We start from the raw sequence: 22,391 nt of genomic DNA on the forward strand, positions 1-22,391 counted from the left end.
CGGTCAGCCCACCAGCTTCCAGGGCAGCGCCTCGCCCGAGCGCAGCGGCTTGAGCTCGGCCTCGCCGAAGGCGAAGCTCTCGGGCGGGGTCCAGCTCTGCTTGCGCAGGGTGATGGTGCCGGTGTTGCGCGGCAGGCCGTAGAAGGCCGGGCCGTTGAAGCTGGCGAAGGCTTCGAGCTTGTCCAGGGCACCCGCAGCTTCAAACGCCTCGGCGTACATCTCGATGGCGGCGTGGGCGGTGTAGCAGCCGGCGCAGCCGGTGGCGTGTTCCTTCAGGCGGGCCGGGTGCGGCGCGCTGTCGGTGCCCAGGAAGAACTTGGCACTGCCGCCCGTGGCCGCGGCCACCAGGGCCTGGCGGTGCGTCTCGCGCTTGAGCACCGGCAGGCAGTAGTAATGCGGGCGGATGCCGCCGGTGAAGATGGCGTTGCGGTTGTAGAGCAGGTGGTGGGCGGTGATGGTGGCGCCGAGGTGGGCGTCGGCCTCGGCCACGTACTGCGCGGCTTCCTTGGTGGTGATGTGCTCCATCACGATCTTCAGGCCCGGGAAGTCCTTGCGCAGCGGTTCGAGCTGCTGTTCGATGAACACCGCCTCGCGGTCGAACAGATCGATGTCGGGGCTGGTGACCTCGCCGTGCACCAGCAGCAGCACGCCGGCCTTCTGCATGGCCTCCAGCGTCTTGTAGGTCTTGCGGATGTCGGTCACGCCCGCGTCGCTGTTGGTGGTGGCGCCGGCCGGGTAGAGCTTGCAGGCCACCACACCGGCGTCCTTCGCCCGGGCGATCTCGTCGGCCGGCAGGTTGTCGGTGAGGTACAGCGTCATCAGCGGCTCGAAGGCCACGCCCGCGGGCACGGCGGCGCGGATGCGGTCGGCGTAGGCCACGGCCTGCGCCGCGGTGGTCACCGGCGGCTTGAGGTTGGGCATGATGATCGCGCGGCCGAACTGGGCGGCGGTGTGCGGGACGACGGTGTTCAGGGCGGCGCCGTCGCGCACGTGCAGGTGCCAGTCGTCGGGGCGGGTGATGGTGAGGGTGGTGGGGGCGTTCATGTTCCGATTTTCCCACCCCGCGCGGCTCACTTGCTGTGGGTCGCCAGGTGCCGCTCGAGATCGCTCCAGAACGCGTCCACCGAGCCCTTGGCCTTGCGGGTGCCGGGGCGCTCGCGGTAGATGCGGATGTCCAGCGTGGTGTCCAGCCCTTCGCCCGCGCTCACCAGGCGCTTGGCGCGCAGCTCGCGCCGCACAGCGCTGGCGGGCAGGAAGGCGATGCCGTGGCCTTCGAGCGCCATGGCCTTGAGGCCTTCGGACATGTCGGTTTCGTAGATGCGGTCCAGGTGCACCGGCACCGGGCTGCTCTTGAGCACCTGCTCGACCGCCCGCCCCATGTAGGCGCCGGGCGCGTAGGCCAGGTAGGGCAACGGGTGCGCCGTGGTGCCCGGCAGACGGAACATGGGCTCGCCCTGCTCGTTGGGCTTGACGTAGGGCGAGAGCGTCTCACGGCCCAGCGGCAGCATCTCGTAACGCGCGGCGTCCAGCTGGATCGGCTGCGACGTGTGGTGGTAGGCGATCAGCAGGTCGCAGCTGCTCTCCACCAGGCGCATCACCGCGTCGTGCACATTCATCGCAATCAGCCGGCTCTTGATCGGCCCGCAGCTCTCGCGCAGGCCCGAGAGCCAGGACGGGAAGAAGGTGAAGGCCAGCGTGTGCGGCACGGCGAACTCGATCACGTCCTGCGCCGCCGCGGTGTGGGCTCGCAGCATGGCGCGCGTGCTCTGCAGGGCCTGCAGCATCTCCAGCGACTGGTCGTACAGGGTCTGACCGGCTGGGGTCAGGCGCGTCGGGTAGGACGAGCGGTCCACCAGATCGGTGCCGGCCCAGGCTTCGAGCGACTGGATGCGGCGCGAGAACGCAGGTTGCGTGACGTGGCGCAGCTGCGCGGAACGGCTGAAGCTGCGCGTCTCGGCCAGGCTCACAAAATCTTCCAGCCACTTGGTTTCCATGGCGGCGGATTATGCGCGCCGTGCATGGGCGCACATCCCCCTGTTTTTCCGGGTTTTGGAGCCTGCCCGGTTCCGTTACGATATCCACAACCTAGGGTTAACCCTAATATTGCATACCCATGACCCAGAACCCGCCCGCCATCCTCCCGTCCCGCATCGCCCACGCCGGGTTGCGCCAGAAAATCATGTCGGCCGACGCGGCCGCCACCCTCATCCACCACGGCGACCACGTCGGCATGAGCGGCTTCACCGGCGCGGGCTATCCCAAACTGGTGCCGCAGGCCCTGGCGCGCCACATCCAGCAGCAGCACGACGCCGGGCACGAATTCCGCATCGGCCTGTGGACCGGCGCATCCACCGCGCCCGAGCTCGACGGCGCGCTGGCCAAGGTGGGCGGCATGGACATGCGCCTGCCCTACCAGTCCGACCCGACCTGCCGCGCCCGCATCAACGCTGGCGACATGGCCTACACCGACATCCACCTCTCGCACGTGGCGCAGTACGTGTGGTTCGGCTTCCTCGGCAAACTGAACGTGGCGGTGATCGAGGTCGCCGGAATCCTGGAAGACGGCCGCCTGATCCCGGCCACCTCGGTGGGCAACAACAAGACCTGGCTGGACCAGGCCGACAAGGTGATCCTGGAAGTCAACCATGGCCACCCGCTGGCGCTGGAGGGCATGCACGACATCTACTACGGCACCGAGCGCCCGCCGCACCGCAAGCCGATCCCGATGACGCACGCGGGCGACCGCATCGGCACGCCCTACCTGCACTGCGACCCGGCCAAGGTGATCGCCGTGGTCGAAACGAATCTGCCCGACCGCGACACCCGCTTCGCCGCCCCCGACGAGGCCTCGCGCCGCATCGCCGGCCACCTGATGGACTTCTTCCAGAACGAGGTGAAGCACGGCCGCCTGCCCGAAGACCTGCTGCCGCTGCAGTCGGGCGTGGGCAACATCGCCAACGCGGTGCTGGAAAGCCTGAACGACGGCCCCTTCACCGGTCTGCAGGGCTACACCGAGGTGCTGCAGGACGGCATGCTCGCCCTGCTCAAGAGCGGCAAGATGCGCATGGCCTCGTCCACCGCCATTTCACTCTCGGCCGGGGTGATGAAGGAGTTCACCGAGAACCTGGACTTCTACCGCGAGCGCATCGTGCTGCGGCCGCAGGAGATCAGCAACCACCCCGAGGTGATCCGCCGCCTGGGCCTGATCGCCATGAACGGCATGATCGAGGCCGACCTGTACGGCAACGTGAACTCCACCCACGTGATGGGCACGCGCATCATGAACGGCATCGGCGGCTCGGGCGACTTCGCGCGCAACGCCTACCTCTCGATCTTCATGACGCCGTCCACCGCCAAGGGCGGCAGCATCAGCTGCATCGTGCCCATGGTCAGCCACGTGGACCACACCGAACACGACGTGCAGATCGTCGTCACCGAACAGGGTCTGGCCGACCTGCGCGGCCTGTCACCGCGCCAGCGCTCGCGCCTGATCATCGAGCGCTGCGCCCACCCGGACTTCCGGCCTGCGCTGCTGGACTACGTGGAGCGCAGCGAGGCCAACGCGAAGGCCGGCCATGCGGGCATGCACACGCCGCACCTGCTGGAAGAAGCGCTGAGCTGGCACGCCCGGTACGAGCGCACCGGCAGCATGAAGCCTTAGTCGGAACCGGACTGCTGCAAGGCCCACATGTCGGCGTAGACGCCGCCGCGGGCCACCAATTCGGCATGTGTGCCGCGCTCGACGATCTCGCCGTTCACCAGCACCAGGATCTCGTGCGCGTCGACCACCGTCGACAGCCGGTGCGCGATCACCAGCGAGGTCTTGTTGCGTGCCGCGCTCTTGAGCTCGGCCTGGATGGCCCGCTCGTTGGCCGAGTCCAGCGCGGAGGTGGCCTCGTCGAAGATCACGATGGGCGGGTTCTTGAGCAGGGTGCGTGCGATCGCCACGCGCTGCTTCTCGCCACCCGAGAGCTTGAGCCCACGCTCGCCGACGGTGGTGGCGTAGCCCTTGGGCAGCTTCTCGATGAAAGCGTGGATGTGCGCGGCCTTGGCCGCTTCCACCGCCGCGTCGTGGCCCGCGTCCGGCCGGCCGTAGAGGATGTTGTATTCGATGCTGTCGTTGAACAGCACCGTGTCCTGCGGCACGATGCCGATGGCCTGGCGCACGCTGGACTGCGTGACCTCGCGGATGTCCTGGCCGTTGATGGTGATGCGGCCACCGCCGTGGGGACCGCCGGGCTCGTGGTTCGTGACGTCGTAGAAGCGGTAGAGCAGCCGCGCCAGCGTGCTCTTGCCTGAACCCGAGGGTCCGACCACCGCCACCGTCCTGCCGGCCGGAATCTCGAAGCTGATGCCGTGCAGGATCTCGCGCGCCGGCTCGTAGGAAAAGCGCACGTTCTCGAACTTCACCGCCGGCGGCCCGTCCAGCACCAGCGGCTGAGCGCCAGACGCGTCGGCGATCTCGCGCTCCTTCTCCAGCAGCACGAACATCTTGTCCAGGTCGGTCAGGCTCTGCTTGATCTCACGGTAGAGCACGCCCAGGAAACCCAGCGGGATGTAGAGCTGGATCATGAAGGCGTTGACCATCACCAGGTCGCCCAGCGTCATGTGACCGTCGGCCACGCCCTGGGTGGCGCGCCAGAGCATCAGCACCAGGGCCACCGCGATGATCAGCTGCTGGCCGGTGTTCAGCAGCGACAGCGTGGTCTGGCTCTTGATGCGCGCCTTGCGCAGCTTCTCCAGCGACTCGTCGTAGCGCCGCGCCTCGAAGGCCTCGTTGTTGAAGTACTTGACCGTCTCGTAGTTGAGCAGCGAGTCGATGGCCTTGGTCTGGCTGGTGGACTCCAGCTCGTTCATCTCGCGGCGGAACTTGGTGCGCCACTCGGTCACCGTGACGGTGAAGGTGATGTACAGCACCAGCGCCACCAGCGTGATCCAGACGTAGCCCATGTCGAACTTCGTGCCCAGCAGGGTGAGCACGAAGACCACCTCGATCAAGGTGGGGAAGATGCTGTAGAGCGAGTAGGAGATCAGCGACTGCACGCCGCGCGTGCCGCGCTCGATGTCGCGCGTCATGCCGCCGGTCTGGCGCTCCAGGTGGAAGCGCAGGCTCAGCGCGTGCAGGTGGCCGAACACCTGCAGCGCGATGGAGCGGGTGGCGCCCTCGGTGGCCTTGGCGAACACCAGTTCGCGCAGTTCGGTGAACACGCTGGTGGACAGGCGCAGCAGGCCGTAGGCCACGATCAGCCCCAGCGGCACCACCAGCAGCGCCGCCGCGCTGCCGGGCTGAATGGTCATCGCGTCCACCAGCTCCTTGAGCAGCAGTGGCACGCCGACGTTGGCGCCCTTGGCTGCCACCATGAAGGCCAGTGCCGCGATCACGCGCCACTTGTACTGCCAGAGGTAGGGGAACAGGCGGCGCAGCGTCGCCCAGTCGGAACGGGCGGGCGCGGGACCGCTGTCGGCGGTGGGCACAGGATAGGCGGCCCGGGAGACGGACGAAGGGCGCATGCGGGACAATCGTGGGAGTTTTCCAGAGATTGTGCCCATGTCCACCGAATCAAGCCCCCGCCCCCACACCGATCTCCCTGAAGGCCGCGAGCTGGTGCTCAAGGTCATCCCCATGCCGGCCGACACCAACGGCAACGGCGACATCTTCGGTGGCTGGGTCATGGCCCAGGTCGACCTGGCCGGCGCGGTGCTGCCGGCGCGCTACGTCAAAGGTCGCATGGCGACCGTGGCGGTCAACCAGTTCATCTTCAAGCAGCCGGTGCGGGTGGGCGACATCCTGAGCTTCTACTCGCACGTCGCCCGCGTAGGCAACACCTCGATCACGGTGCAGGTGGAGGTGTTCGCCGAACGCTTTTCCGCCCAGGGCCAGTACGTCAAGGTGACCGAGGCCAGCCTGACCTACGTCGCCATCGACCACGAGGGCCGTCCGCGCCCGATCCCGCGCGAGGGCCTGCCGGCCGGCATGGCCTGAGTCTGCCCGCCGTTCAGCGCGACCAGCGCGCGCGCCAGCGGCCGTAGATGCGATCCGCCAGCGCCTGGCTGGTGGTCAGGTGGTCGCTGGTGCCTGCGCGCATGGCTGCGGGTGTCTGCACCGTGGCGGGATGCGCCGCGCAGGCCGGAGCGTAGCCGGCGCCCGGCACCGCGATCCAGTCTTCCACCTTGCGTTCCGTGATCTCGATGTGGAACTGCATCGCCAGGTGCTGGCGCAGCACGAAGGCCTGGTGCGGACAGGCCGCCGAGCCGGCGATGAGCTGTGCGCCCGGCGGCAGTTCGGTGAAGCTGTCGTAGTGCCACTGGTAGACCGTCGCGTCCGGCGCGTCGCCCAGCCAGTCGCGCGCCGCCGCGCTGCCGTCGTGGCGGATGGGCAGCCAGCCGATTTCTGGCGTGTCGAGCGTCTGCACCTGGCCGCCGAAGGCGCGCGCGATGAGCTGCCCGCCCAGGCAGTGGCCGATGACCGGGATGCCCAGCGCGTCGGCCTCGCGGATCAGCGCCTCGGCCTGGCGCAGGCTGGGGCGGTCGTCGTTGGCGCTCCAGGCGCCGCCGAGCACGGCCAGTCCTTTCAGCCCCCGCACCGTCGCTGGATAAACCTCACCCGCCTCGGTGCACAGCACGCGCCAGCGCACGCCCTGGGCATTCAGCCAGTCCCCCAGGTGGCCCGGGCCGTCTTCGCGCAGGTGCTGGAGCACCAGCACCTCGGTGTCGTGGGAAGTCGGATCGTTCATGGCCGGGATGATCGCCAGCCGGCCGGCCCGGCGGAGGGCCAATCCGGGCCACTCAGAAGGTGCCGTGGCGGCCTTCGCCAGCCGCGAAGCGCGCCGCGCCCTCCAGCGCATCGGGGATGCGCGCCCGACCGCGCCGCCACTCCTGCTGCAGCGCCTCGCCCAGCGGCAGGTCCCACTGCGCATGGGCGCTCTCGCGGTCGGCGCGCATCGTGGCCTGCGGGAAGGCGGCGAGCTGCCGCGCCAGCGCGATGGCGGCTTCGCGCGCCTGCCCGGTCGGCACCACGCGGTTGGCCAGCCCCATCTGCAGCGCCTCGGCCGCCTCGACCTTGCGGCCGGTAAGTATCAGGTCCATCGCGTGGCCCATGCCGATCAGGCGCGGCAGGCGCACCGTGCCGCCGTCGATCAGCGGCACGCCGAAGCGGCGGCAGTAGACACCGAAGTAGGCATCGTCTTCCATCACCCGCATGTCGCACCACAGCGCCAGTTCCATGCCGCCCGCCACCGCCGCGCCGCTGACCGCCGCGATCACCGGCTTGGACAGGCGCAGACGCGATGGCCCCATGGGGCCGATGACGCGGGCGTCGTCGCTGTGGAAGTCCAGCGCGTCCATGCCCCCAGCGCCACCCGAGGCCGCCAGGCGGGCGCCGTGCTGCAGGTCCCAGCCGGCGCAGAAGTGGCCGTGCGCACCGTGGAACACCGCGACCTTGGCGGCCGGGTCGTCCTCGAAAGCGAGGAAGGCGGCGTGCAGCGCCTGTGCGGTGTCGCCATCGACCGCGTTGCGCACCTCGGGGCGGTTCAAGGTGACGACGTGGATGTCGTCGATGACTTCGGTGGTGACGGCGGTCATGCCTGCTCTCCCCACCAGCCCACACGCGGCTCATTCAATGCCGCCTGAAGCTCGTCTTCTGACACCTCGATCTCCATCCGCAACAGCGCCCCCGCCATGGACTTTCCCAGGTTGTCCAGCCGCAGGTTGCGGGCGCCGCCGCCCTGCAGCGCGCCCTTGAGCACCAGCTTGAGCGCCAGGATGTTCGGCAGCGGCCAGCGGTCCACCTCGCCCGGCAGCCAGGGTGCGAAGTGCTGGCGCACCCGTTCGGCCGTCACCTCGCGTTCGAGGATGCGGTAGCCGGCCTCGTTCCAGGCGAACAGCCCGAAGTCGACCCAGTCGGCCTTGTCGCCGCTGCGCGCGTGGGCGATGCGGACCAGGGGAATGCGTTGTGTGCTCATGACCCTTCCCCCAAAAACGCCACACGCACCTTCGACTCCACCTCGGCCCGCGCAATCAGCGTCGGCCAGATGCCCAGCAGCTCGCTGGTGTTGTGCAACCCCGTGAAGCCGCAGGTGTAGGCCGGGCCGCTCAGACCGATCCAGGGGAACAGGCGGCCAAAGCCGTCGGCGGCGGCTTTCACGTTCGTGCGCAGCACCAGCCGCGTCCAGACCTCGTTCATCTGGTTGAGCTGTTCCGGCGGCGGCAGCGGCGCCAGCGGGCCGTGCGCCGAGTTCAGGCCCGGGTATTCGATGTACAGCTCCTCGTGCGGCACGCGCCGCTCGGCCAGCTGGGTGCGGATGGTGTCGATGGCGGCCTGCGCCTTGTCCCAGGCGTCGGGCCAGGAAAAGCCCCAGGTCACCTCGGCCTTGAAGCCGTCACTGAACCCCGCGACCACCTTGAGCTGCTCGCCCGGTGCCGTGCCGTGCGCCCCGGTCAGCCGCACCCGGTCGTGGCCCTCGTCGTGCAGGTGGATGCCGCCCATGTCCAGCACCACGTCGGGCGAGCGGTAGGCGTGCGGGTCGTGCACCTCGTACAGCAGCTGCTGGCGCACGGTGTCGAAGTTGACGCGCCCGCCCGTGCCCGGCGCCTTGGTGATGAGGGCCGTGCCGTCGTCCCACACCTCGGCAATGGGAAAACCGATGTGCGCCAGATCGGGGATGGCCTTCCAGGCCTCCTGGCTGCCGAAGTTGCCGCCGCTGCCCTGGCCCGAACATTCGAGCAGGTGGCCCACGGTGAGGCCCTGCGCCAGCCGGTCGAGACCGGCGGCGTCGGTGGCCTTCAGGTCCCAGCCCAGGTGGTGGGCGATGGGGCCGAGGAACAGCGCGGCGTCGGCCACGCGGCCGGTGATCACGATGTCCGCGCCCCGGTCCAGCGCCTGCACGATGGGCGCCGCGCCCAGGTAGGCGTTGCCGAACACCAGCCGCTCGCGCACCGCCGCCACCGGCTCGCCGGTGAACAGATGGGCCAGCGCCGCGTCGGGCACCGACGCGTCGAGCAGGCGCGGCAGCACGTCGTCCCCGGTCACCACCGCGATGCGCGGCGCCATGCCCCTGGCCGCCAGCGCGGCCTGCACCGCCTGCGCGGCGCCCATGGGGTTGAGGCCACCCGCGTTGCAGACGAAGCGCACGCCGCGCGCCCGCATCAGCGGCCACAGCCGCAGCAGCATGGGCACCACGTCGCGCGCGTAGCCCAGCGACGGGTCGCGCTGCCGGTCTTTCTGCAGGATGGCCAGGGTGAGTTCGGCCAGGTGGTCGCTGGCGATGAACTGCACATCGCCACGTTCGATGCTGGCGACCACGGGCTCCCAGTGGTCGCCATAAAAGCCGAGACCGGCGCCGATGCGGATGGACTTCATGCGGCCAGCATACGGGCATTCCCTATTTTTGCAAAGCGATTGCTTGCTGAAAATAAGGCGCAGAAAAACTGCCGCCTGCGCGACTCGGGCTCGGGTCTACCCTGACGCCGGTTTCAGGCAAGGCCGATATAAAACCCGCACCACAGCTGGACCCTGCGCCACAGCATTTGCAGCGCCCTGTGTCCACAACAACAAAGGAGACAGTGCGTGCAACTGCTGCAACTGCTGATCGGCGGTGTGGCCCAGGGATGCATCTACGGACTCATTGCCCTGGGCTTCGTGCTGATCTACAAGGCCACCGAGACGGTGAGCTTCGCGCAGGGGGACCTGATGATGGTCGGCGCCTTCGGTGGCCTGCTCACCATGACGCTGCTGGGGTTTCCGTTCTGGGTCTCGGTGCTCGCGGCGGTCATCGGCATGTGCCTGTTCGGCGTGCTGCTCGAACGCATGGTGATCCGCCCCATCCTGGGCCAGCCGGCGTTCTCCATCGTGATGCTCACCATCGGCGTGGGCTACGTGCTGCGCGGCGTGATCACCATGATCCCCAACATCGGCACCGACACGCACTCGCTGGCCGTGCCCTACGCGGGCGAGGTGCTGAACATGGGCGGCCTGGTGCTGGCGGCCGAGCAGTTGGTGATCATCGGTGTGACCGCGGTGCTCTGCGGCGGCCTGTTCGCCATGTTCAAGTACAGCAAGCTGGGCATCGCCATGCAGGCCTCGTCGCAGAACCAGCTGGCGGCCTACTACATGGGCATCCCGGTCAAGCGGCTCAATGGCCTGGTCTGGGGCCTGGCGGCCGGTGTGGCGGCCATCGCCGGCCTGCTGCTGGCGCCCATCACCTTCGTGCACGCCAACATGGGCTTCATCGGCCTCAAGGCCTTTCCGGCCGCGGTGGTGGGCGGCTTCGGCAGCCTGCCCGGCGCGATCGTCGGCGGGCTGGTGATCGGCATCGTGGAGGCACTCTCTGGCTTCTACCTGCCCGAAGGTTTCAAGGACATCGCGCCCTACATCGTGGTGCTGCTGATGCTGGTGCTCAAGCCGAACGGCCTGTTCGGCGAGAAGCTGCGCAAAAAGGTCTGAACCGATGCGTTTCATTTTCAAGACCGACTACGACCAGGACATCCGGCTGGCCAAACACGGTGGTCATGTGTTCTGGTACAGCCTGCTGGGCCTGTTCCTCGCGGTGGCGCCCTGGACCCTGCCCGAGTACTGGCTGGCGCAGCTGACCTTCGTGCTGATCTACGCCATCGTCGGTCTGGGGCTGATGCTGCTGGCCGGCTTCACCGGCCTGTTCTCGCTCGGCCACGCGGCCTTCCTCGGCGTGGGCGCCTACACCGAGGCGGTGCTCACCAACGCGGGCTGGCCTTTCCCTGTCTCCATCGCCTGCGCCGGCCTGCTCTCCGCCGCGGTGGGCATGGTGGTGGGCCTGCCGGCGCTGCGCGTCAAGGGCATCTACCTGGGCATGGCCACGCTGGCGTTTGGCTTCATCGTCGAGGAAGGCCTGGCGCGCTGGGAGCACGTGACCGGCGGCAATGCCGGCCTGGTGGTCAACCCGCCGGCCATCGGCGGCTGGACCATCGACTCCACTGAAGGCTTCTACTTCCTCTGCCTGGTGCTCTGCGTGGGCGCCACGCTGGCCATCGTCAACCTGCTGCGCGCGCCCACCGGCCGCGCCTTCGTGGCCATCCGCGACTCCGAGATCTCGGCGCAGAGCATGGGCATCCACCTGGCGCGCTACAAGACGCTGAGCTTCGCCTTGTCGGCCGCGCTGGCCGGCATCGGCGGCGCGCTGTACGCGCACAAGATCCAGTTCCTCTCGCCCGACCAGTTCTCCATCATCCAGTCCATCGACCTGCTGCTGATGGTGGTGATCGGCGGGCTGGGCTCGATCCATGGCGCCTTCCTGGGCGCGATGTTCCTGATCGTGATGCCGCAGCTGATCGCCCTGGCCAAGGACTTCCTGCCCGAGGCCATCGGCCAGTCCACCGGCCTGCAGGGCACGGTCTACGGCGCGGTGCTGATCGCCTTCGTGCTGTTCGAGCCCATGGGGCTGTATGGCCGCTGGCTCAAGGTCCGCACCTGGTTCCAGCTGTTCCCGTTCTACCGCAAGGGCATGTTCAAGCGGCAGAAGTCGTTCCAGAAATCGGACCGTCTGAAATGAGCGCCATGAACGACGACATCCTCCTCTCGGCCCGGGACCTGAGCGTGCGCTTCGGCGGCGTGCTGGCGGTCAACAAGGTGAGCTTCGACGTCAGGAAGGGCGAGGTGTTCACCCTCATCGGCCCCAACGGCGCGGGCAAGACCACGGTGTTCAACCTGATCAGCCGCATCTACACGCCCACCAGCGGCGAGATCCACTTCGCCAGCCACCAGGGGCCGCTGAAGCTGACCGACCTGCCACCGCACAAGGTGGCCGGCCTGGGCATCGCACGCACCTTCCAGAACATCGAGTTGTTCGAGCACGCCACGGTGCTGCAGAACCTGCTGATCGGCCGCCACACGCACCGGCAGACCGGGCTGTGGAGCGAGCTGCTCTTCACCGGCAAGACCCGCGCCGCCGAGATCGCCGCGCGCGAGAAGGTGGAGCAGGTGATCGACTTCCTCGACCTGCAGCACCACCGCGAGTCGATGGTGGCCGGCCTGCCGTATGGCGTGCGCAAGGTGGTGGAACTGGCGCGCGCGCTGTGCACCGAACCTCGCCTGCTGCTGCTGGACGAACCGTCTTCCGGGCTGAACGTGGAGGAAACCGAGGACATGGCGTTCTGGATCAGCGACATCAAGAACGAGCTGGGCGTGACGGTGCTGATGGTCGAACACGACATGACGCTCGTGTCCAAAGTGTCCGACCACGTGCTGGCCATGAGCATGGGCGCCGAGCTGGCCACCGGCACGCCGGCCGAGGTGCAGAGCCACCCCGGCGTGATCGAGGCCTACCTCGGCACGGTGGACGACGTGTCCAGCCTGCGCCGCGAGAACCATGTGGGGGCCGGGGCATGAGCACACCCGTATCGGACCAGGCCGTGCTCAAGCTGCTCAACGTCGAGAGCGCCTACGGCCCCATCAAGGCCATCCGCGGCGTGAGCCTGCAGGTGCGGCGCGGCGAGATCGCCACCGTGCTGGGCAGCAACGGCGCCGGCAAGACCACCATCCTCAAGACCATCAGCGGCATCATCGACCCGCGCAAGGGCAGCATCGAATTCAAGGGCAACGACATCACCGCGCAGGACCCGGCGCTGATCGTGCAGCAGGGGCTGATGCACGTGCCCGAAGGCCGCGAGGTGTTTCCGCTGCTCTCGGTGCGCGACAACCTGCTCATGGGCGCCTACACCCGCAGCGACCGCGACGGCGTGGCGCGGGACATGGAGCTGGTCTTCAACTACTTCCCGATCCTGCGCGAGCGTGCTGCGCAGGACGCCGGACTGCTCTCGGGCGGCCAGCAGCAGATGCTGGCGATCAGCCGCGCGCTGATGGCCAACCCCGACCTGATCCTGCTGGACGAGCCCAGCCTCGGTCTCTCGCCCAAGCTGACCAAGGAAATCTTCGAGATCGTGGTGCGCATCAACCGCGAGCGCGGCACCACCATCCTGCTGGTGGAGCAGAACGCCAACATGGCGCTCAACGCGTCCGATTACGGCTATGTGCTGGAGAACGGACGCATCGTGATGGAAGACACCTGCGCCCGCCTGCGCGAGAAGGACGACATCAAGGAGTTCTACCTCGGCATGAAGGAAGCCGGCGTGCGCGCCGACCGCCGCTGGAAAAAGAAGAAGAACTGGAGGTGAGCGCATGAGTTACTTGTGGGATCTCTCCGCCATCCGCCCGCAGACCGAGGTGGTCATGCCCGGCGACACCATTCCCGCGATCTTCTGGAACGCGGTGCAACAACGCGGCCCCGACATCTGGTTACGGCAGAAAGAATTCGGCATCTGGCGCAGCTGGACCTGGACCCAGGTGGGCCAGGCGGTGCGCGAGATCGGCCACGGCCTGCTGGCCATCGGCTTCGATGCGCGCGAAACTGCGTCCATCCTCTCCAACACCAATGTGGAGTGGGTGCTGTGCGACATCGCCGTGCTCAGCGCCAACGGCGTGGCCAACGGCATCTACCCGACCGACGCGGCCGAACAGGTGCAGTTCCTCAGCGAAGACTCGGGCACCACCGTGCTGTTCGTGGAAGACGATGAGCAGCTGGACAAGGCGCTGGAGGTGCGCGATCGCCTGCCGCTGCTCAAGAAGATCGTGGTGTTCGACATGGACGGCCTGCGCGACTTCCACGACCCCATGGTCATCAGCCTGGACGCACTGCGCGAGCTTGGCCGCCAGCACTTGGCCCAGCACCCGAAGGCGCTGGAGCAGCGCGTGGCCGCCGTGAAGCCCGACGACCTGGCCATCCTAGTCTACACCTCGGGCACCACCGGCAAGCCCAAGGGCGCCATGCACGCGCACCAGGGGCTGGTCTACACCGTGCGCGGCTACAACACGCTGATCGCGCGCGACCAGCACGACGAGTGCATGTGCTTCCTGCCGCTGTGCCACATCGCCGAGCGCATGGGCGGCGAGTATTTCTCTCTCTACACCGGCGCCAGGCTCAACTTCGTCGAGAACCCCGAGACCGTGCCCGAGAACGTGCGCGAGATCGCGCCCACCGTGTTCACCGCGGTGCCGCGCGTGTGGGAGAAGTTCTATTCGGGCGTGATGATCGCGCTCAAGGAAGCCAGCAAGCTGCAGCAGGCGGCCTACGCCTGGGCCATCGGCGTGGGCCAGCGCGTGGCCGACCATGTGCTCAAGGGTGAGGCCGTGCCCGGCAGCCTGCAGTGGCAGTTCCGCGCCGCACGCCTGCTGGTGCTGGACAACGTGCGCAAGCTGATCGGCATCCACCGCGCGCGCTTCCTGGTCACCGGCGCGGCGCCGATCTCGCCCGAGCTGGTGCGCTGGTACCTCGCCCTGGGCGTGCCCATGCTGGAGGTCTGGGGCATGACCGAGACCTGCGGCGCCTCCACCGGCATCCCGGCCGAGCGCATCAAGCCCGGCAGCATCGGCCCGGCCGCGCAGTACAACGAGGTCAAGCTCGACCCGCAGACCGGCGAGATCCTGGTGCGCGGGCCGAACGTGTTCATGGGCTACCTGAACCTGCCCGAGAAGACGGCCGAAACCATCGACAAAGACGGCTGGCTGCACACGGGCGATGTGGGCGTGGTGGATGAGGAAGGGTTTTTCCGCATCACCGACCGCATGAAGGACATCATCATCACCGCAGGGGGCAAGAACATCACCCCCAGCGAGCTGGAGAACGAACTCAAGTTCTCGCCCTACATCACCGACGCGGTGGTGATCGGCGACAAGCGGGCCTACCTCACCGTGATCATCATGATCGACCAGGAGAACGTGGAGAAGTTTGCACAGGACAACGACGTGCCCTTCTCCAACTACGCCAGCCTGACACGCTCCCCCGAGGTGCAGCAGCTGATCCAGGACGTGATCGACGCCACCAACAAGAAGTTCGCCCGCGTCGAGCAGATCAAGAAATTCTGGCTGCTCGACACCCAGCTGACCGCCGAGGACGAAGAACTCACGCCCACCATGAAGCTCAAACGCAAGCTGGTGCAGCAGAAATACGCCGAACAGATCGAGGCCATGTACCGCTGATCCGGCCGCCCCGTTTTTTCCACCCAGGAGACAAGCCCCCATGAAAGCCCGACTCACTCTGACCGCCGCCGCGCTGGCACTCACGGCCGGCGCCACCTTCGCACAGTCGCAAGGCGTGAGCAAGGACGAAATCGTCCTCGGCTCCATCCAGGACCTCTCCGGCCCGCTCGCCGGCTTCGGCAAGCAGGCCCGCCTGGGCATGATGCTGCGCGTGGACGAGATCAACGAGCAGGGCGGCATCAACGGCCGCAAGCTCAAGCTGCTGGTGGAAGACAGCAAGTACGACCCCAAGACCGCCGTTCTGGCGGCGCAGAAGCTGGTCAACCAGGACAAGATCTTCATGATGGTCGGCCACATCGGCACGGCGCAGAACATGGCCGCCATGCCGGTGCAGTTCCAGAAGAACGTGATCAACTTCTTCCCCATCACCGCCGCGCGCGAGATGTACGAGCCCTTCCACAAGCTCAAGTACTCCTTCGCGGCCACCTACTTCGACCAGATGAAAAACTCGCTGCCGCTGGTGGTGAAGGAAAAAGGTGCCAAGAAGGTCTGCACCGTCTACCAGGACGACGAGTTCGGTCTGGAAGTGGTGCGCGGTGCCAAGGAAGGCCTGAAGTCCATCGGCATGGAAATGGCCGAAGAGGCCAGCTTCAAGCGCGGTGCCACCGAATTCGGCTCGCAGATGCAGAAGCTGGCCGCCGCGCAGTGCGACTTCGTCGTGCTCGGCACCATCATCCGCGAGACCGTGGGCACCATCGCCACCGCCCGCAAGCTCGGCTTCAACCCCACCTTCATGGGCAGCAGCGCGCTCTACACCGACCTGATCCACAAGCTCGGTGGCCCGGCCATGAACGGCCTGTACGCCACCATGACGGTGCAGAACCCCTACCTGGACGACGCCTCGCAGCCGGTGCGCTTCTGGGCCAACAAGTACAAGACCAAGTTCAACGAAGACCCCACCGTGTTCTCGGTCTACGGCTACAACATCATCGACACCTTCGCCAAGGTCGCGGGCAAGGCCGGGCCAGGCCTGAGCACCGACAGCTTCATCAAGGTGATGGACACGATGACGATCCCCACCGACATCTTCGGCAGCGCGCCCGCCAGCTTCGGCCCGCAGAAGCGCCTGGGCAGCAACGCATCGCGCCTGTCGCAGATCGTCGACGGCAAGTGGAAGGTGATCTCGGACTACCCGAAGAACTGATCCCCGCTCAGAGCTGCGCGCCGCCTGTCTGAACAGGCCATGCGCGCAAGCCGCCTCGCCCCGTGCGATGGCGGCTTTTTTTTGCGCCCGCGGCCCTGGCCTACGAGGAGCATAGGACCTATCCTACGGACACGGAACACCGGCCCGGGTCCAATGGCGCCACGGGGCCGACCGTCCCCTTTCAGGAGCCAGCACCATGGGAATCGCACGCATCGCCGCCTTGATCGTCATCGTCGCCGGGATCGCCGCCCTGGTGTACGGCGGCTTCTCGTACACAACGGAAAGCACCGCCGCCAAACTGGGTCCGCTGGAACTCAAGGTCCGGGAAGAAAACCGGGTCAACATCCCCGTGTGGGCCGGCGTGGCCGCCATCGTGGCGGGCGGCCTGGTGCTGCTGGTCAGCGCGCGCAAGTGACGCCGCCCGCACCGGTGCGGACCGGCTGGTGACCGGTCCCGGGGTGCCCGGTTCTCTCGCGGGGCCACAGCCGGCCAGGGCGCGTCTGGGGATGAGCCGCCAGTAGACTCGCAACCATGTCGTTGCTCTTGCTGCTGTCCCTGCCATTCATCGGAAGCCTGGTCGCTGCGCTGCTGCCCACCAGCGCGCGCAACATCGTGTCGCTCTGGGCCGCGGCCGTCGCTCTGGTGATTGGCGCGAAGGTGGCCTGGCTGTATCCGGCGGTGAGCGCAGGCGCCGTCGTGACCGAGCGCCTGGCCTGGCTGCCCAGCCTGGGCATCGATGTCGTCATCCGCCTCGACGGTTTCGCATGGATGTTCGCGATGCTGGTCAGCGGCATGGGCCTGCTGGTCATCGTCTACGCGCGCTATTACCTGTCGAGCGACGACCCGGCCGCACGTTTCTATTCGCTGCTGCTGGGCTTCATGGGCGCCATGCTCGGCGTCGTGGTTTCGGGCAATCTGGTGCAGCTGGTCGTGTTCTGGGAACTCACCAGCGTGTTCTCGTTCCTGCTGATCGGCTACTGGACCCACCGCAAGGACGCCCGCCGCGGCGCGCGCATGGCCTTCACCGTCACCGCCACGGGTGGTCTGGCCTTGCTGGCCGGCGTGCTGGTACTGGGGCACATCGTGGGCAGCCACGAGCTTGAAGCGGTGCTGCGCTCGGGCGATCTGGTGCGCGCCCACCCGCTCTATCCGCTGGCGCTGTGTCTGGTGCTGCTGGGCGCGCTGACCAAGAGCGCGCAGTTCCCGTTCCATTTTTGGCTGCCGCATGCGATGGCCGCGCCCACGCCGGTCTCGGCCTACCTGCACTCGGCCACCATGGTCAAGGCCGGCGTGTTCCTGCTGGCGCGCCTGTGGCCCGTGCTCTCCGGCACCGACGAGTGGTTCTGGATCGTGGGCGGTGCGGGCCTGGTCACGCTGCTGCTGGGCAGCTACGTGGCCATGTTCCAGAACGACCTGAAGGGCCTGCTCGCCTACTCGACGATCAGCCACCTGGGGCTGATCACGCTGCTGCTGGGCCTGAACAGCCCGCTGGCCGCGGTGGCCGCGGTTTTCCACATGATGAACCACGCCACCTTCAAGGCCTCGCTGTTCATGTCGGTGGGCATCATCGACCACGAAAGCGGCACGCGCGACATGCGCCGCCTCCAGGGCCTGTCGCGCAGCCTGCCTGTCACCGGCACCCTGGCCATCGTGGCCTGCGCGGCCATGGCCGGTGTGCCGCTGCTCAACGGCTTCCTGTCCAAGGAAATGTTCTTTGCAGAAACCGTGTTCGTGAGCGCCAGCCCGGTCATCGAGAACGGCCTGCCGGCGCTGGCCACACTGGCCGGCGTGTTCGCGGTGGTGTATTCGCTGCGCTTTGCCCACGGCGTGTTCTTCGGCCCCCCGCCACGGGGCCTGCCGCGCAATCCGCACGAACCGGCGCACTGGATGCGCGTGCCGGTGGAGCTGCTCGTGCTGGCCTGCGTCGTCGTCGGCACACTGCCGGCCTGGTCCATCGGGCCGGTGCTCGCGCTGGCGGCGCAACCGGTGGTCGGCGGCACCCTGCCCGAGTACAGCCTTGCGGTCTGGCATGGATTCAACACCCCGCTGGTGATGAGCCTGGTGGCCACCGTGGGTGGTCTGCTGGTGTACCTGCGGTTTGCCAGCCGCCTCAGGCAGCGCCGCCAGCGCGGCGCACCGCTGCTGCAGCGGCTGGACGGCAAGCGCCTGTTCGAGAACGGGCTGGCCCGCGCCTCGGGCGCGGCCAGGCACCTGACCCGCTGGCTCGGCACCCGCCGACTCCAGCCGCAGCTGTTCGCGATGCTGCTGATCGCAGGCCTGGCCGGCCTGGGCTCGGCGCTGATCGTGCCCCTGACCTGGGGCGACCGCGCGCGCGTGCCGGCCACGCCCGAATTCGTGCTGCTCTGGCTGATCGCTGGCGCCTGCGCCATCGGGGCGGCCAACCAGGCCAAGTTCCACCGGCTGGCCGCGCTGACCATGCTCAGCGTCGTCGGCCTGGCGATGTGCATCACGTTTGCGTGGTTCTCCGCGCCCGACCTCGCGCTGACGCAGCTCTCCGTCGAGGTCGTCACGCTGGTCCTGTTCCTGCTGGGCCTGCGCTGGCTGCCCAAGCGGCGGGAGCTGGACGACCCGCGCACGGTCCTGCACACCCGGTGGCGCCGGCGCCGCGACATGCTGCTCGCGGTGCTGATCGGTGTCGGCCTGTCGGCGCTGTCGTATGCACTGCTGACGCGCCAGGCGCCCCAGTCGATTTCACCGTTCTTCATCGAGAAGGCGCTGCCCGAAGGCGGGGGAACGAACGTGGTCAACGTGATGCTGGTCGACTTCCGAGCCTTCGACACGCTGGGCGAAATCACCGTGCTCGGCATCGTCGGCCTGACGGTCTATGCGCTGCTGCGCCGCTTCCGGCCGGCGCGCGAAACGGTGGACCCGACCGAGCAGCAACAGGTGCACGTCGATGCCGCCGGCGCCGACCTGATCGATCGCGACGGCGATGGCGACGACCACCTGCCGCCCTACCTGGAGGTGCCGGCGGTGCTGGTGCGGCTGCTGCTGCCGGTGGCCGGGCTGCTCGCCTTCCACCTGTTCATGCGCGGACACAACGAACCCGGCGGCGGGTTCGTCGCCGGACTGGTGGTGGCGATTGCCTTCATCGCGCAGTACATGGTCAGCGGCACGCGCTGGGTCGAGGCGCGGATGCACCTGCTGCCCACGCGCTGGATCGCCACCGGCCTGCTGGTCGCACTGGTCACCGGGCTGGGTTCCCTGGCACTGGAACACCCCTTCCTGACCACCCACACCGCGCACGTGACCTGGCCTCTGGTCGGCGAGGTGCACCTGCCCACGGCGGCCCTGTTCGACCTCGGTGTGTTCGCGGTCGTCGTGGGCTCGACCCTGCTGCTGCTGACCGCCATCGCCCACCAGTCGCTGCGCGCGCGCCGCCGGCAAGGTGTGGCCGTCGACGATAGAAAGGACACCGGATGGAAACCGTGATCTCGATCGCCATCGGCGTGATGGCCAGTGCGGGCGTGTGGCTGATCCTTCGGCCCCGGACCTTCCAGGTGCTGATCGGCCTGACGCTGCTGTCCTATGCGGTCAACCTGTTCATCTTCAGTGTCGGCAGCCTGGCCATCGACCGCGAGCCCATCGTCAAGCCGGGCGTGGTGGCCGACCTGGTCAACTACAGCGACCCGCTGCCGCAGTCGCTGGTGCTGACGGCCATCGTCATCGGCTTTGCGACGACGGCGCTGTTCCTCGTCGTGCTGCTGGCGCTGCGCGGCCTGTCCGGCGGCGACCATGTGGATGGCCAGGAGGAGCGCCTGTGACGGAAGGTTTGAACCACCTGCTGGTCGCGCCCATCCTGCTGCCGCTGGCCACCGCCGCGCTGATGCTGCTGCTGGGCGAGGGCCGGCGCGGGCTGAAGGCCGTGACCAACGTGGTGTCCACCGCCCTGGGGCTGGTGATCGCCGTCGCCTTGCTGCTGGACGTGGCCGGACGCGATGCACCGGCGGCCTTCGGCATCTACCTGCCCGGCAACTGGTCCGTGCCGTTCGGCATCGTGCTGGTCGCGGACCGGCTGTCGGCCCTGATGGTGGTGCTGACGGGTTGCGTGGGCCTGGCCTCGCTGCTGTATGCGCTGGCGCGCTGGCAACACGCGGGGGTGTACTTCCATGTGCTGTTCCAGCTGCAGCTGATGGGGCTGTACGGCGCCTTCCTGACGGCCGACCTGTTCAACCTCTTCGTCTTCTTCGAGGTGCTGCTGGCCGCCAGCTATGGCCTGCTGCTGCATGGCGGCGGGGGCGAGCGCGTGCGCGCGGGCCTGCACTACATCACCATCAACTTGGTCGCCTCGCTGCTGTTCCTGATCGGCGTGGCGGTGCTCTACGGCGTCACCGGCACGCTGAACATGGCCGACATCGCGCAGAAGCTGCCGGCGGTGCCCGCGAGCGACCGCGGCCTGCTGCACGCCGGGGCCGCCATCCTGGCGATCGCCTTCCTGGCCAAGGCCGGTCTGTGGCCGCTGAACTTCTGGCTGCCACCGGCCTATGCCGCGGCCAGCGCACCGGCCGCGGCGGTGTTCGCCATCCTGACCAAGGTGGGCGTGTACGCCGTGCTGCGTCTGTGGACGCTGTGTTTTCCGGCAGACGCCGGCGCTTCGGCCGGCTTCGGCGGCGGGGTGCTGGTCTGGGGCGGAATCGCCACGCTGGTGTTCGGGGCCGTGGGCATGCTGGCCTCGCAGCAGCTGGCGCGGCTGGCGGGCTACTCGGTCATCGCCTCTTCGGGCACGCTGGTGGCCACCATCGGTTTCGATGCGCCGGCGCTCAGCGGCGGCGCGCTGTTCTACCTGGCCAGCTCCACGCTGGCGGGCTGCGCGCTGTTCCTGCTGGTGGAACTGCTGGATCGTGCGCGCGAGGTCGAAGCAGGCCCGCAGCAGGTCGACGACGGCAACTACGCCCTGCCCGCCTTTTTCGACGCCGAGCCGCCGCCTGGCACCAACCTCGACGACGATGAAGAGGCTCTCATCGGCCGCGCCATCCCGGCGGCACTGGCTTTTCTGGGCCTCACCTTCACGGTCTGGGCGATGGTGACGGCCGGGCTGCCGCCGCTGTCCGGATTCGTGGCCAAGCTGACCATGCTCACCGCGCTGCTCGACCTGCGCACGCCTGCGGCCTGGACGCTGTTCGTGCTGCTGATCCTCTCGGGGCTGTTCGCCGCCATGTCGCTGATGCGGGTGGGCATGCGCCACTTCTGGACCACGCAGGACCGACCGCCGCCGCGCCTGCGCGTGATCGAGACCCTGCCGATTGCGGGCCTGCTGGCCGCCTCGCTGGCCATGGTGCTGCAGGCCGAAACCGCGCTCACCTACACCCGGGCCGCGGCCGAGGGGCTGCACGCCCCCGACCTCTACATCAACGCGGTGATGGGTGCCCAGCCGGTCCCCCGCGCGACGGGAGGTGCGCCATGAAGCACCTGCTCCCATCGCCCTGGCTCTCGCTGGGCCTGTTCGGCGGCTGGCTGCTGCTGACCCGCAGCTTCAGCCTGGGCCAGGTGCTGCTGGGCCTCGTGGTCGCCGTGGTGATGCCGCTGCTGATGGCGCCCCTGCGCCCTCGCCCCGGGCCCCTGCGGCGCTGGGGCGTGCTGCTGCGCCTGATCCTGCGCGTGGGTCGCGACGTGCTGCGTTCGGCGGTGCAGGTGGCGTTCGGTGTGTGGCGGGGGCAGAGCCGCCCGCCCCGCGGCGCGTTTGTGGCCGTGCCGCTGGACCTGCACGATGTGCACGGCCTCGCGGCCCTGGCCATGATCACCGCCGTCATCCCGGGCACCGTGTGGTCGGAACTCGCGCCCGACCGCAGCGCGCTGCTGATCCATGTGTTCGATCTTGACGACGAGGCGACCTTCATTGCGCACTTCAAGTCCGACTACGAACAGCCGCTGAAGGAGATCTTCGAATGAGTCCACTGCTGTCGATCGCAATCACCACCACCCTGGTTCTCTACGCCGTCGCCATGGCCGTCGGCGTGATGCGCCTGTTCCGCGGCCCCCACGCGCAGGACCGCGTGCTCGCGATGGACTTCGTCTACGTGGTGGGCATGCTGGTCCTGCTGGTGCTGGCCATCCGCTACGACAGCGAGATGTACTTCGAAGGCGCCCTGGTGATGGTGCTGTTCGGCTTCGTCGGGTCGGTCGCCATGGCCAAGTTCCTGCTGCGCGGGGAGGTGATCTGAC

Annotated in this window: 21 protein-coding genes; 14 read left to right on the plus strand and 7 right to left on the minus strand. The window is 68.1% G+C overall.

Annotated features, from left to right (window positions below; all coding sequences use genetic code 11):
- Window positions 1-3: 3 nt before the first annotated feature.
- Both pyrC and DD542_RS06880 read right to left on the minus strand, forming a co-directional pair.
- On the minus strand, window positions 4-1,044 hold the full coding sequence (gene pyrC, locus DD542_RS06875) for a dihydroorotase (protein ID WP_127804647.1): 1,041 nt from the start codon (window positions 1,042-1,044) through the stop codon (window positions 4-6).
- 26 nt (window positions 1,045-1,070) lie between these two features.
- Window positions 1,071-1,994: a LysR substrate-binding domain-containing protein gene (locus DD542_RS06880; RefSeq protein WP_127804649.1), complete on the minus strand. Its 924-nt coding sequence runs from the start codon at window positions 1,992-1,994 to the stop codon at window positions 1,071-1,073.
- A 119-nt stretch (window positions 1,995-2,113) separates the two neighbouring features.
- Here DD542_RS06880 and DD542_RS06885 point away from each other — a divergent pair, with 119 nt between their 5' ends.
- The gene (locus DD542_RS06885) at window positions 2,114-3,661 is read left to right on the plus strand and encodes an acetyl-CoA hydrolase/transferase family protein (RefSeq protein WP_206610777.1); all 1,548 of its coding nucleotides are present in this window, start codon (window positions 2,114-2,116) and stop codon (window positions 3,659-3,661) included.
- On the opposite strand, the gene DD542_RS06890 is transcribed toward DD542_RS06885, so the two are convergent.
- A complete protein-coding gene (locus DD542_RS06890; protein ID WP_127804651.1) occupies window positions 3,658-5,511 on the minus strand; it encodes an ABC transporter ATP-binding protein/permease in 1,854 nt (617 codons plus the stop codon). The two genes, DD542_RS06885 and DD542_RS06890, sit on opposite strands and share 4 nt — an antisense overlap.
- A gap of 37 nt (window positions 5,512-5,548) precedes the next feature.
- Here DD542_RS06890 and DD542_RS06895 point away from each other — a divergent pair, with 37 nt between their 5' ends.
- Entirely contained in the window at window positions 5,549-5,983 is a 435-nt protein-coding gene (locus DD542_RS06895; RefSeq protein WP_127804653.1) for an acyl-CoA thioesterase, read from the plus strand.
- A 13-nt stretch (window positions 5,984-5,996) separates the two neighbouring features.
- Here the strand turns inward: DD542_RS06895 and DD542_RS06900 are convergent, their stop codons facing one another.
- The 4 genes from DD542_RS06900 to DD542_RS06915 are packed head-to-tail and all read right to left on the minus strand — an operon-like array spanning window position 5,997 to window position 9,358.
- Window positions 5,997-6,734 carry a type 1 glutamine amidotransferase gene (locus DD542_RS06900; RefSeq protein WP_127804655.1) on the minus strand — a complete coding sequence of 246 codons (738 nt, stop codon included), beginning with the start codon at window positions 6,732-6,734 and terminating at the stop codon, window positions 5,997-5,999.
- 52 nt (window positions 6,735-6,786) lie between these two features.
- Window positions 6,787-7,581: a crotonase/enoyl-CoA hydratase family protein gene (locus DD542_RS06905; protein WP_127804657.1), complete on the minus strand. Its 795-nt coding sequence runs from the start codon at window positions 7,579-7,581 to the stop codon at window positions 6,787-6,789.
- Complete coding sequence (locus DD542_RS06910) at window positions 7,578-7,961, minus strand: hypothetical protein (protein ID WP_127804660.1); 384 nt, start codon at window positions 7,959-7,961, stop codon at window positions 7,578-7,580. The genes DD542_RS06905 and DD542_RS06910 overlap by 4 nt, the downstream gene beginning before the upstream one ends.
- Window positions 7,958-9,358 carry an acyclic terpene utilization AtuA family protein gene (locus DD542_RS06915; protein WP_127804662.1) on the minus strand — a complete coding sequence of 467 codons (1,401 nt, stop codon included), beginning with the start codon at window positions 9,356-9,358 and terminating at the stop codon, window positions 7,958-7,960. Before DD542_RS06915 ends, DD542_RS06910 begins: the two co-directional genes overlap by 4 nt.
- Before the next feature lie 207 nt (window positions 9,359-9,565).
- On the opposite strand from DD542_RS06915, the gene DD542_RS06920 reads away from it, so the two are divergent.
- The 12 genes from DD542_RS06920 (at window position 9,566) to DD542_RS06975 (ending at window position 22,390) form a co-directional block, all read left to right on the plus strand.
- Window positions 9,566-10,441 (plus strand): branched-chain amino acid ABC transporter permease, encoded by an 876-nt coding sequence (locus DD542_RS06920; RefSeq protein ID WP_127804664.1) that lies wholly within the window; start codon window positions 9,566-9,568, stop codon window positions 10,439-10,441.
- A gap of 4 nt (window positions 10,442-10,445) precedes the next feature.
- Window positions 10,446-11,522 carry a branched-chain amino acid ABC transporter permease gene (locus DD542_RS06925; RefSeq protein ID WP_127804666.1) on the plus strand — a complete coding sequence of 359 codons (1,077 nt, stop codon included), beginning with the start codon at window positions 10,446-10,448 and terminating at the stop codon, window positions 11,520-11,522.
- A gap of 5 nt (window positions 11,523-11,527) precedes the next feature.
- Entirely contained in the window at window positions 11,528-12,358 is an 831-nt protein-coding gene (locus tag DD542_RS06930; RefSeq protein WP_127804669.1) for an ABC transporter ATP-binding protein, read from the plus strand.
- Complete coding sequence (locus DD542_RS06935; protein ID WP_079364408.1) at window positions 12,355-13,143, plus strand: ABC transporter ATP-binding protein; 789 nt, start codon at window positions 12,355-12,357, stop codon at window positions 13,141-13,143. Before DD542_RS06930 ends, DD542_RS06935 begins: the two co-directional genes overlap by 4 nt.
- Window positions 13,144-13,147: 4 nt before the next feature.
- Complete coding sequence (locus DD542_RS06940; RefSeq protein WP_127804672.1) at window positions 13,148-15,004, plus strand: long-chain fatty acid--CoA ligase; 1,857 nt, start codon at window positions 13,148-13,150, stop codon at window positions 15,002-15,004.
- Between the two features lie 40 nt (window positions 15,005-15,044).
- Entirely contained in the window at window positions 15,045-16,208 is a 1,164-nt protein-coding gene (locus DD542_RS06945) for an ABC transporter substrate-binding protein (protein ID WP_066153639.1), read from the plus strand.
- Between the two features lie 196 nt (window positions 16,209-16,404).
- The gene (locus DD542_RS06950; RefSeq protein WP_066153642.1) at window positions 16,405-16,623 is read left to right on the plus strand and encodes a hypothetical protein; all 219 of its coding nucleotides are present in this window, start codon (window positions 16,405-16,407) and stop codon (window positions 16,621-16,623) included.
- Window positions 16,624-16,739: 116 nt separating this feature from the next.
- A complete protein-coding gene (locus DD542_RS06955; protein ID WP_127804674.1) occupies window positions 16,740-19,661 on the plus strand; it encodes a monovalent cation/H+ antiporter subunit A in 2,922 nt (973 codons plus the stop codon).
- Window positions 19,649-19,993, plus strand: coding sequence for a Na+/H+ antiporter subunit C (locus DD542_RS06960; protein ID WP_066153648.1), 345 nt, complete (start codon window positions 19,649-19,651; stop codon window positions 19,991-19,993). The genes DD542_RS06955 and DD542_RS06960 overlap by 13 nt, the downstream gene beginning before the upstream one ends.
- Window positions 19,994-20,055: 62 nt before the next feature.
- Window positions 20,056-21,633, plus strand: a complete 1,578-nt coding sequence (locus tag DD542_RS06965; protein ID WP_241559775.1) for a monovalent cation/H+ antiporter subunit D — start codon at window positions 20,056-20,058, stop codon at window positions 21,631-21,633.
- A complete protein-coding gene (locus tag DD542_RS06970) occupies window positions 21,630-22,118 on the plus strand; it encodes a Na+/H+ antiporter subunit E (RefSeq protein WP_127804677.1) in 489 nt (162 codons plus the stop codon). The genes DD542_RS06965 and DD542_RS06970 overlap by 4 nt, the downstream gene beginning before the upstream one ends.
- On the plus strand, window positions 22,115-22,390 hold the full coding sequence (locus DD542_RS06975) for a K+/H+ antiporter subunit F (protein WP_127804679.1): 276 nt from the start codon (window positions 22,115-22,117) through the stop codon (window positions 22,388-22,390). The genes DD542_RS06970 and DD542_RS06975 overlap by 4 nt, the downstream gene beginning before the upstream one ends.
- Window position 22,391: the final 1 nt, after the last annotated feature.

The organism is Hydrogenophaga sp. NH-16 (assembly GCF_004006415.1).
GTDB classification, from domain to species: domain Bacteria; phylum Pseudomonadota; class Gammaproteobacteria; order Burkholderiales; family Burkholderiaceae_C; genus Hydrogenophaga; species Hydrogenophaga pseudoflava.